The organism is uncultured Porphyromonas sp., assembly GCF_947254915.1.
Taxonomy (GTDB): Bacteria; Bacteroidota; Bacteroidia; order Bacteroidales; family Porphyromonadaceae; genus Porphyromonas.
In genome coordinates this window covers 1-11,236 of record NZ_CAMYEZ010000069.1, presented here as the reverse complement: position 1 = coordinate 11,236, position 11,236 = coordinate 1, and the positions used below count along the sequence as shown (strand labels likewise).

The window sequence follows — 11,236 nt, the reverse complement described above, 5'->3', positions numbered from 1 at the left end:
AAAGAGCTATCTTTGTGTACCTCCGCAGTAAAGACGACCACAAGTCGTGTACCCCAGCAGGAGCAAAACTAACAGATGAGTACACTCACAGGACTAACAAAAACAACCCGTGAACCATCTCAGTAACACTTCCCCAACTGTGTACTTTTTTCAGGAAGAGGACAACGAAAAATTCTTCCGAACTTTCATTTCATTCTTCCGAAGTTTGATTTCATTCTTCCGAACTTTGATTTCATTCTTCCGAACTTTTATTTCGTCCCTCGGTGGGGAATTTTTGCTTGCTCGTGAGCGATTAGGAAATTCCTCGGAGGTGTGTGGTCTGAGGAGTCGAAGAGCTCGGAGTGCCTCGGAGGAGTGAGAGGCTAGAAGTTGGAGATTCGAGATCATCGGAGCTATCGGAGGGATCGGACGTGTAACCAGTGTAGGGACGCACGATCTGTGCGTCCGTTCCCATTAAAGCCCTGATGCCGTCACCTTTGATACAACGGACGCTGTAACCTTTGACACAACGGACGCACAGATCGTGCGTCCCTACAAAGGGCTACACGTATCATCGCTACACGTACCGCTTTGACACAACGGACGCTGTAACCTTTGACACAACGGACGCACAGATCGTGCGTCCCTACAAAGGGCTACACGTATCATCGCTACACGTACCGCTTTGACACAACGGACGCTGTAACCTTTGACACAACGGACGCACAGATCGTGCGTCCCTACAAAGGGCTACACGTATCATCGCTACACGTACCGCTTTGACACAACGGACGCTGTAACCTTTGACACAACGGACGCACAGATCGTGCGTCCCTACAAAGGGCTACACGTATCATCGCTACACGTACCGCTTTGACACAACGGACGCTGTAACCTTTGACACAACGGACGCACAGATCGTGCGTCCCTACAGAGGGTTACACGTCATGTCGTTACTCGGCTTGCTTTATTAGCAGAACAAAGCCACCGTAGAAACGCATATCGGCGTCCTTACGGTGGCTTTGATTTATTTAGGCGATACTTCCTTAGCGTTGGAGCTTCTTGATCCAGCGAAGGCCGTCGGCGGACTGTACATCGAGCAGTACGACGTCCGTCTCGGGCATCTCAATATCTACCTGCGTCTGACCATCGGTCGTGGCACGCTCTAGTAGATAGCCGTGGACGCTGTATAGCTGGTAGCCTGCGATACCCTGATCGTAGGATATGCGATAGCCCGTAGCGGTGCGCTCGATGGCTAGCTCAGCCTGGTGATCCTGTTGCTCCTCGTAGCGGACGTTGCCGTACGACATACGTAGCTCGAAGCGGCGTCCGTCACGCTCGCTATAGCCGTAGCTGTAAGTCGGGTTGACCAGCAGATCCTGCTCGGTGCCTCGCAGACGGTCGTAGAGAGACAGCTTGTCAAAGGGCTTCTCCGCCAACGTCGTGAAGTCTAGCGTGAGCATACCATCGGTAGGCGCAAAGACACCTAGCTCGACCACGGCACGATCCACATTGGTCTGTACGAAGTTGCAGCTACTATCGGTCGGGCTGATGAAGTAGACGAGCGGAGCTGTCTGCATAGACTCAGAGGCAAAGAGTGCTGGCATCGACTCTTCCGTATCTTCGGGCTGTAGTACCGCAGAGGCATAGCCTCCCCGCTCATCGGTCACCGTCACAGCAACATACCGCTCGCTTAGCTCCTCTGGCTCCTCCTCCGCACTGCGTAGTTCGAACTTAGAGGTGTTTGGGTCTCGAAGCACAGATAGCCCAGCAGGTGCCGTAGGGAAGTAAATCGGCTGCTTAGGCTTGATCGATTTAAAAAAGAGCACAAACGCTTGCAGAGGAGCAATGGCATCAAACTCCTTATTCCTTTTTGCACCCATTGTGTTACCGCCTCTCTTAAGAGCCAAGCGCCAAGCTCCATCAGCATAGATATAAAGACCTTTTATCAGATTATTGTCACTATTCGCATTGTAGAGACGTTCATAGTCTATAGGACACATAAACGGATTGCCTACAAGCCTAAAGGCATTATCATCTTCGGCTTGTCCGTTGAGATGCATAGTATAACCCTCAACTTGCTTTCCATTAGCGTCAAGTGTGGTACCGATCGCATTTGTCTTGTCATCCTCAAAGAGGAAGCGGTAGTCTAAAGTAGGGTATCTCTTTACTGAGTCAACCTTACAAACGGCTTTTAACGTGTTCAAATCAAAGTAGGCGAAGTATGAGGCAGGCTCAGGTCGTTCGGCTGTGACCGTCCCCGCGTCCTTATCTTGGTCATAATCATACCAATACCACTTATCGTAATAACGATGCAGTGGGTAATAGGGTGCACGCTCCTTATTCTCATAGAAAGGCAAGCGGATAATACCCTGTAGCCCGTTGAGATTCGTATGATCTTTAGCTCCTAACTTCTCAGGGTGGTAGCCCTCCACCTTGAATGCTAACCCGTAATTGTAGGCACCTATGAGACGTCCCAGCTTGTTGATAGGACGCTCAAAAGCTCCCTTTGAAAAAAGCCTCGAATTGTACTCTACCTTGAGGTAACACTGGTAAGTAAGCGGTTTGGCCCCCAGAGAGAAGTCCCCAGCGTAGACATTCTTAATAGGCGTAGAGAGTAGATGCCACTTATCTCGTGAGAGGATACGGTCATAAGCGCCTGGATGCTTAGAGTCTTCGTACGCCTTGATGGTTCCGTCAGGCTGCACGATACCGAAGTTGTAGTCGATATAGGCTCGGGAGTAGTGCGTCAGTCGCTGTGGCTCACCGAGTGCAGAACCAAAGTGGAAGTAGATATCGTTGCACAGAGGCTCTCCGAACGGCTCTCGAATGGTCTTCTTTGGGTCTAGATTTGGATAGAATTTTTCAACCACTGCTGGAAGGTGTACATCGGTACACTTAGCGGGAATAGCATTAGCTGGTTTCCCTTCCTTGTCGACCCAGTTGCTGGTAGAGTTCCAGTCTGCGGACTTGGCATCCCTACTCCACCACAACTCAGGAGGAGCAACAGAGAGTGCGAAAGAGACCGTTTGTACAGCTTCTGGTCCCTCGCATGGGATTCCCGAAACCTCAAGCGTCCACACTCCAGAGAGTGTCCTAGGAGCATGAGGTATGGCGATCTTACTACCCGTCATCTGCACCCCGTCAGGCCGAGTCCAAGTGTACGTAGACTTTGGTAGGATGGGAGGACACTCTAGTTTAATTGTATCACCCTCACAATACTTGGTGTTGGTAGTACCCTTGACAAAAGAGAATCCTCTGAAATCACTCATCTTGATGATTTCCCCCCCATTATCTAGAACACAGTTGTCAGAGCCTGTCCTGATATGAAGGCGATACTCAGTCTGGATGTTATCCCCAGTCAGATCAAAGGAGACAGACTTACCTTGATCCTTTGAGGCGAGCGTCTTGCTAGCATAGATCTTATTAATGTCCTTGACATCACGTAGCTCTATGAGCGTCTCACCCGCTGTGCGGATGGGTAGCACCGAGACATAAGCCTTGCTCCCGTTCGGACAGATATAGGTATATAGTTGATACCCATCATAGGAAGGAGCCGTAGTCTCTACGGTAATCTTCTTAACGATGTTAAGACATGGGATTATCTTAGTTCGCGGACTTATAGACTCGTAGTTGTACTGAATCGTTACGGTGGAGTTTCTCCAAGGTAACTCTATGTAGCAATCCTCTGGACTCTGCGAGCTACGCTCTGGATCAAAGTATACGGAGCCATCGGCAACGGTCCCATAAGCGTTAGGTGCTGTTTGAGCAGCCCTTGCATACACTCTGACGGCCTTGCCATTGAGCAAAAGAATCTCACGAGACTTTGCTCCACGGAAGGGGTAGACACGTATCGTCTTACAGTCTACCTTTTCGAACTGTGGCTTTAAGTCCTCTCCTTGATTTACAAGTTCATACTTCCTAGAGAAGGAGTTATGCTGTACCCCGACCGACTCGTCCTCAGGGTCTCCACAGATGGTATTAAACGACACAGTGAAGTAATAATTACCATCAGGAACGTGTACGTCAAAGTAGGGCTTCTCATAAGGGTTATCCTCAGGAGCTGACTCGCTAGGGAATGGGAAAAACAAAGCCGAGAGGTGCTTAGCAGGCACGTTAATAGGCACTCCTATCTTGGGGAAGTATTTATTCAGAGGCTTGTAACCTGGAGGAGCCGCCTCAAGCGTAATCTGAGCATCTGCAAACGGGGTCTTGAAAGCCTTATCAAAGTGCTTCTCTTGCAGCGTCAAGGCTAGAACCATCTTCACCTCTCCAGTACAGTAGTCTCTCGTGCTAGGACCACCAGACTTGGGATCGTGTTGCCACCCTTCAGTCTCATCCCATATACGAGCGGGGTCGGTATCTGAATAATATCTAAGGTAGCCAAGAAACTTCTCCGCATAAGGACCTATAGGCTTACCAGTTCTGAAGCCCATAGAGGATTCCTTACCACCTGCATCCCTCATATAGATCCAGGTGTAGCTATTGTAGTCTAAGGCACCGAGATCTTTGGGAGTTGTGTCGTTCCTATCGGTAAAGGTTATTTCAGTACCACTACTACACTTCACCTTGACAGGAAATTGCAAGTTCATTTTCTCAACAACATCTTTCTTTAGGGCGAAGGTCGGTTTATACTCACAGGGATCGTCTTTACCCTCTCCAACCATTTCAATCCAAGGATTCGGATCGGCTGACTTTTTTGCATCAAAAAGGTATTGTGCATTAGAATAGTCCGAGTTTTTGGGGTCCGTTGATTCTTTCACACGAATAGCTATACCTATCTTTTCTTTATCACCGAAAGGTAAAGCAAACCGAGAGTTGTAATAGAGTTCATCGGGAGAGGGCGAGTCATCTGGCACTTTGACAAATAGATGTGACCTCTCGACTGTCTGTCCAGTTGGCTTGCCATTATCATCATAAACAGGATCCTGAACGAGCCAACAGCCATAGGTACCTTCAAATGTGGGAGCCGTTTTAGCTTCTTTTAAGTCCAGCCAGTTGAGATCTTTTCTACCCGTCTCATAGCCATTGTAGTAGTCATCAGAGACACATATAGCAATATCAAAGTACTTAGCTATAGAGTCTATCTCAGAAGAGTAGTAGCGTGGGACTATTGAATTATCAGGGTCAAAAATTCTTGTGGAGAGCCAACGCGACGGGTTTGTCTCAGAGGTGTGTAGCTGAGACCACTTCGCATTAACCCAGAAATCATTAAGACCTACCCCTACCTCACGGACAGAGCTGCTTACTGTCTCCACAGAGCCATTGGCATCTGAGACCTCCAGCGTGTAGCGTCCTTTAGGGAGATTGTAGATAATGGTCTCTTCCTTCTGACTTGTAAACGTGGTCTGTTGTCCTCTGTACTCTTCAGGGTATGCTGTCAGCTTGACTGTGTAAGGAGCTTTACCTCTAGAGAGGGTTAGCCTTACTTGACCAGTTCCTCCATGGAATCCCTTAATAGTGGCGCGAGTTCTGGAGCGAACACTAAGCTGCGCCTCTGCCATGGTAGGTATCAAGCAGAGTGCTGAGATGACGAGGAGAAGACTCCATATAGTGCGCACTAGTGTCGTGCTGTTGTATTGCTTCATAGCCTATATCTGTTTATAGGTGAGGTTTCTTGATAGTGAGTGTGTCTGCGTAGAGGTGATAGTTGCGAGCTTGCCTCTACTTGAAAGCTTCGCCATTGCCTGCGGGTGGCTGTACATCCGTTGGGGTCAGCGTTATCTTGTAGAGACGATTGCGGTAGACGCTCTTGTCCGATGGAGCAAACGTGCCTGTACGCTCTACGTAGTCTTCGCCCCTGTCCTTATTTCCCTCACGATTCTTGATATTTAGGACATCAAAGTAGCATTTTTCCTCGGCTCGTAACTGATGATTGTTCGAAGCTATATCCAACCACGGACGGAAGCCACTATAATAATACCATATAAACCATAGGTAAAGAGGCTTCACAGTCTCATCAGCTCCCTCTCGCACGAGCTTCTCGGGGATATAGAAGTACATCCTATAGTCCAGCAGATAGCCACCACCCATGGGTACTCCCTCTTTCCGAACCTTTTCAGCTATTTTGTCATAGCCAATGACAAAGCGTTTCTGTGGGCCGTAAGGTGCCACATATTGATCAGACTCTCTACCGAGAAATTCTACTATGGTATCCTGCGCGCTAGAGTACTCCTGTATAGGGAAGAGACTGACATTCGTAGGCATATCACAGATGTGTGGTCCATAGGGGTGCTGAAATCTCCAAGGGCCTATCCATTTCAGTTGCTCTTCACCCTTCTCATCCCAAGAGAGCCATATACACTTCTTGTAAATTAACTCAACCTTGGCAAAGGTGCGTAGCAACTCAATGCCTTTCGTACGACCTTGAGGATTAGGGAGTTCGATCTTACGCGGATTGGCCTTGGTACCACCCCCAGTGAAGTCAACATACTCATACTCAGCAGTCATCGGACAGACAACATCTATATATGGGTTACTCTGATTATAGCGTCTTCCTTGATGCGTATCAGAGAATCGTCTCGTGACGGGGATACGGATCTTCTTGAGATCGTCTAGCGTCTTAGCCTCCGTGAGAGCTTTCTTGAGAGCTTTTTCAGCTGCTATTTCTCTCCACTTCTCGTTATCATACTTCTCATGACGATCAGGGCCTGGGTCTAGAGAGCCTCTATTCGTATAGGCACCCTCGTTGGCTACGACGACGAGGTCGTAGTAGCCTAGCTCCCTCTCTGTGAGCCGGAAGGTGACCTGTGCCTTGCCACTTTTATAATTATAGCTGACTCCATCATCTTCTGAACCCGAGCTATAATCATCGTATGAATACTTCGGCACCAGATTGGTAAAGAAGACATTCTTCTTGATTACTCCGTTTTGGATTAGGAAGATGCGCAGATCGTTCACGTAGTCCTCACGATTCGTTTTGTCGGAGTTGATGCTGTAGTCATCGCCTTGCATACGTAGTCCATCGTTGCCACTAGGAGCTAGGGAGAGCGTCAGCGTGAGATATTTGTTGCCGTCATCCTCGCACTCAAGAGTGTTGTAATCCCGCACACAGCTGGCGCAGGTGAGGAGCACCCCCAAGGTAAAGAGGAGCGTGTATATATGGGTATATCGTAGTCGATTCATAGTGATGTGACAACGTTAGTGTGTAGTGATATTAGAGAACAATCTCGTAAGAGTGTACCGTCCAGCCATCGATGAGGATCTCCACACCGTAGTGTGTGTTATCGGGCAGGCTCTTGAGACGTATCTCTACTTTGTACTCAAACTGGCACTCGGGGCGATAGTCGTGCTTCTTGGCGAGTAGCTTCTTGAGATCGTAGGTAAAGATCTTAGCTCCCGTATCGGAGCGCACGAGGCTCAGCTGGGGCTTTGTCTTCGGGTCATCTAGTCGTAGCGTACTGAGATGCGTGCTGCGCGTCGTACCCTCGTTGGGTAGTGGCGCCTGATAGATGACATGCTTGGTAGGATTGGTCAGCTGACCCATAAAGTCGTAAGCAGCGTTGTTGTCCTCAATCTCTATATGGAGCGGATAGATGATCTTGCTGGGTAGCTCGGTAAGACTTATGTCAAAGTCGTTGCTGTAGCGCGTGAGGTTTGGCGCAATGGGGACTCTAATCGTGCTACCTCCAGGAGGCATAGGACACTCAATGGTGTCTGTAGCAAAGTATAGAGGCTCGGGCAGTAGACCCTCGTGTCTATCTTGCTCGTTGAGCCGGAGTGCTAGTCGGCAGTCGGGGTGCTTATTGCCTGTGGCTGGTGCTAGGTCACTCATAGTATAGTGCTGGGGGGTAGCTCCTACCCAAATAGTGTATCGATAGGTCTCACCGCACTCGTTCGGTACGGGGATCTCTATCCTAGAGGCTGCCGTCAGGTCGGCTGGCTCTAGATGCTTATAAGCAATGATCTCTCCTGATGAAGGAACACTGATGACGATATCCATATAGCCCGCCTTGCCTATGTAAGCTGAGTCAGACATACAAGGAGTCTGCGTATAGGGCGTGAAGACCAGTATCGTAGGGCACTCGCCTCGATCATATATAAGCTTATCACAGCCGACGAGTGATAAGAGGAGGAGAGGCAGCAGGAGTATACTATATATAGTGTGTCGCTTCATAAAATGCAACTGTGATTGAGAGATCAGGGGTTTCGGTGTAAGGGGGAAAGGGTCGGATCGTAAGGCTAACGATAATGGGGAAAGGAAGAAAAGATAGGGACGCACTGCCAGACGCACGTCCATCGGTGCGTCCCTATCGGTGAGTTGCTAAAGTTTCTAGTAGCACTAGTGGCCACTAGAAACTCTAGTCTGGTAGTCAGTCAACTAGACCGTAAGCTCAATACCGTAGGAATGTACGTTCCAGGGGATAACCGAAACGTCTACAGACATATACGTCTCCTTTGGCGAGAGGTTATCCTCGGGCTTGATGGGAGGAACAGGCTCGTTTGGATTATTTGGCTTAGGATCTGGGTTCTTCTTAGGATCGGTTGTATTAGGATCCTCTGGGAAGAGTGGATTCCAGTTCATACCTATCTTCTTGAAGCCCGTTACGCTGATGTGGTAGATGCTATTACGATATACAGGAGCGTTAAGCGGTTTCTCTGTATTGTCAGGATTGATAATTGCATAGTAGAGGACCTTACCATCCTTGTATTCTGAGTACTTCTGACCCAATACACCAGACTTCTTATCGTCGGTTACACCGGCCACTGAGCGATAGAGCGCACCATTCTCACCAACATAGAATGTCTCCCCCTCTTTATACGGCTCATCAAACTGATCCTTATCAGCAAAAGCGTCATTCTCAGGGACAAAAGTAGCACGAACGAGGACATAAGCCGTATTGGCACGTCTGTAACCACCTTTGTAGTTAAAAACGTCATATTTACCATACTTATGCGTATTTTCAAATATAAAAGCAGAACTCTGGAGCGACTTCTCGCCAATAGCCAAAGCGTCATTGAGATTATCAGCGACAAGAGCCTTGCGAGCCTGGCCAGGTTTAGCAGTCTCTACAAGATCACTGTAATCATAGTATTCTCCCATGTCTGTATAGTCCTTAGCTAGAAGAACTCCTGGATTATCAGTCTTCGGGACAAATCTATATCCTGGTGTTGTCACAACACCTGAAGTAAATCTTTTCTGTGTGAGATAGAAGCTTTTCTCACCTTGAGCAACTGCATAGGTGATGTTCTTTATCTTGCCTAGCTTAACACCATCTGTGCGGACAATCTCATACTCAGACTTAGTGGTCGTAAGGATGACACGAGCCACAGCACGCTGTACTTGTACCTTGATCTGGTTCTTCGTACCATTTTTAGCTTGCTCTGAGGTAACACCGTCCTCAATCGTCTGCTCGGCTGGCTCCGTTGCATTGGTCATCAGAATGACGTCGTTGCCACTAGCATCAGACTTAGTCGCATTTTTAGCAGCAATCACACTGACAGCCGTTTCATATGCTTTCTCAAACTCGTTAGGGATAGCCTTTTTCAGATAATCCTTAATCTCTTGAGGCGCATTAATGACAACGTAAACCTTCTTATTTCCAGGAGTTGTCAAGATAGCCTTCTTAGGCTTGATGGTGATAGCCTTGTTGTCGGGATCGGGATTCTGCGAAGCATTTACGATCTCGAAGTCATCCTTCGTGTAACCGTCCCAAGAGACAGAGTTTTTATCAACTACGTAGACGGTGATGTCTTCAATGGCATCCTTACCGTTCCACTTACCCTTCGGGTTGTACTCGCCTTCATCGCCCTTACCAGGGGTGACGTCGCGTAGACCCGTAGCCGTAGGGATACTGATAGCCACATTGACGTAGGTCGTGCCTTCGTTCTGATGCGGCTCTTTCTGATCCTTCTTGCAGGAGGTCAGAGCGACTAGACCTATCGTTAGCAGGCCTAGCAGTGTTCTTACTGTTCTGTTCATTATTCGTTTATTATGAGATTGATATAAAGTTTCTTCACCTCCCTATAGAAATCACTATTGTCCAAGGGGATATTCGTTACAAAGGTAGGTATAATGCGTCAACCATCACTCAAAACGACTTGACATATTCGGTATTTCTTTTGACATATTCGGTATTTCCTCGCGGAAATAGAAGTTAGAGGCTAGAGAGATCGGAGCTATCGGAGGGATCGGAGCTATCAGAACCATCGGAGCCATCGGAGCCATCGGAGCTATCAGAACCATCAGAGCTATCGGAGCTATCAGAGCCACCGGAGCCACCGGAGCCATCAGAGCCATCGGAGCCATCAGAGCCATCGGAGCCATCGGAGTCATCGGAGTGGCGTCAAGGCGGATAGACAGTCTCCGATTTGTCTGATGGCTCTGATGGCTCTGATAGCTCTGATAGCTCCGATACTCTCTCCTCTAGATCGCTGGCAGACTCATGCCGGTGATGCGTCGGTAGAGGTCTAGCGCGTAGGGATCGGTCATGCCGGAGATGTAGTCGAGCGTGCACTGGAGCTTGCCGTAGATCGACGCTTCGTGCAGGTTGTACTGGCTACTCACCAGCGAGAGGAGCGTACGACTATAAGCATCGTCCGGGTGTAGGAGCGAGTGCATCACTTTGTCGATCAACTCTGAGAAGATACGATGCCCCGCCAGCTCTACGTCGATCACTGCCCGCGCCGTGTAGATCTCACTCTGCGCCACTGCGCTATTGGCTCGGTAAGCCGCATAGAGCCTCTCAGGCATTCGGCTAACCAGTGTCCCAGTGAAAGCGCCCCGCAGTATCTCCTCCTCGTGCTCAATGAAGACCTCGGCACAAGCCTCTACGAGCATATTGATCGCCTTAGCTCTCAGGTAAGCAATCCGCTCATTACGATCGCCGATAGTCTCCATCGTGGCTAACACATGGTCGTGGCTATCTGCGGGAAAGTAGCGCATGAGCAGATCCACCGTACGTTCGTAGCTCAGGATGCGTAGCTTGTAAGCGTCCTCCACGTCCATCACCTGATAGCATATATCGTCGGCCGCCTCCACGAGGTAGACCAGCGGGTGGCGCACGTAGTGTCCCGAGGCGGGGTCTACAGGTAGGATGCCTAGGTAGTTCGCCACATCAAGGTAGGTAGCCCGCTCTGACTGGAAGTAGCCAAACTTCCCGCTCTCAGGCGCCCTCGCCGATGACCAGGGGTACTTGACAATAGCTGCCAGCGTGGTATAGGTCAAAGCAAAGCCCCCTGGTCGGCGCCCCTCAAACTGATGCGTCAGCAGGCGAAAGCCGTTGGCATTGCCCTCGAAGTAGGCGAAGTCCTCCCA

8 protein-coding genes are annotated in these 11,236 nt (G+C 49.2%); 2 read left to right on the top strand and 6 right to left on the bottom strand.

Translation table 11 applies throughout. The features are described from left to right. The first annotated feature begins 500 nt into the window (after positions 1–500). Together Q0X57_RS05320 and Q0X57_RS05315 are read left to right on the top strand one after the other, a co-directional pair. The gene (locus Q0X57_RS05320) at positions 501–668 is read left to right on the top strand and encodes a hypothetical protein (protein ID WP_297728681.1); all 168 of its coding nucleotides are present in this window, start codon (positions 501–503) and stop codon (positions 666–668) included. 20 nt (positions 669–688) lie between these two features. Beyond that, positions 689–856: a hypothetical protein gene (locus Q0X57_RS05315; protein ID WP_297728681.1), complete on the top strand. Its 168-nt coding sequence runs from the start codon at positions 689–691 to the stop codon at positions 854–856. Positions 857–1,025: 169 nt separating this feature from the next. Here the strand turns inward: Q0X57_RS05315 and Q0X57_RS05310 are convergent, their stop codons facing one another. From Q0X57_RS05310 to dgt, 6 genes are all read right to left on the bottom strand, one after another. Then, positions 1,026–5,567 carry a hypothetical protein gene (locus tag Q0X57_RS05310; protein ID WP_297728678.1) on the bottom strand — a complete coding sequence of 1,514 codons (4,542 nt, stop codon included), beginning with the start codon at positions 5,565–5,567 and terminating at the stop codon, positions 1,026–1,028. 76 nt (positions 5,568–5,643) lie between these two features. Beyond that, on the bottom strand, positions 5,644–7,104 hold the full coding sequence (locus Q0X57_RS05305) for a hypothetical protein (RefSeq protein WP_297728675.1): 1,461 nt from the start codon (positions 7,102–7,104) through the stop codon (positions 5,644–5,646). A 31-nt stretch (positions 7,105–7,135) separates the two neighbouring features. Next, positions 7,136–8,095: a FimB/Mfa2 family fimbrial subunit gene (locus Q0X57_RS05300; protein ID WP_297728672.1), complete on the bottom strand. Its 960-nt coding sequence runs from the start codon at positions 8,093–8,095 to the stop codon at positions 7,136–7,138. Between the two features lie 204 nt (positions 8,096–8,299). Continuing rightward, a complete protein-coding gene (locus Q0X57_RS05295; protein WP_297728669.1) occupies positions 8,300–9,901 on the bottom strand; it encodes an Mfa1 family fimbria major subunit in 1,602 nt (533 codons plus the stop codon). 105 nt (positions 9,902–10,006) lie between these two features. Then, positions 10,007–10,255 carry a hypothetical protein gene (locus tag Q0X57_RS05290; protein WP_297728666.1) on the bottom strand — a complete coding sequence of 83 codons (249 nt, stop codon included), beginning with the start codon at positions 10,253–10,255 and terminating at the stop codon, positions 10,007–10,009. 90 nt (positions 10,256–10,345) lie between these two features. Next, on the bottom strand, positions 10,346–11,236 hold an 891-nt coding region (dgt, locus tag Q0X57_RS05285), incomplete at its 5' end, for a dGTP triphosphohydrolase (protein WP_297728663.1).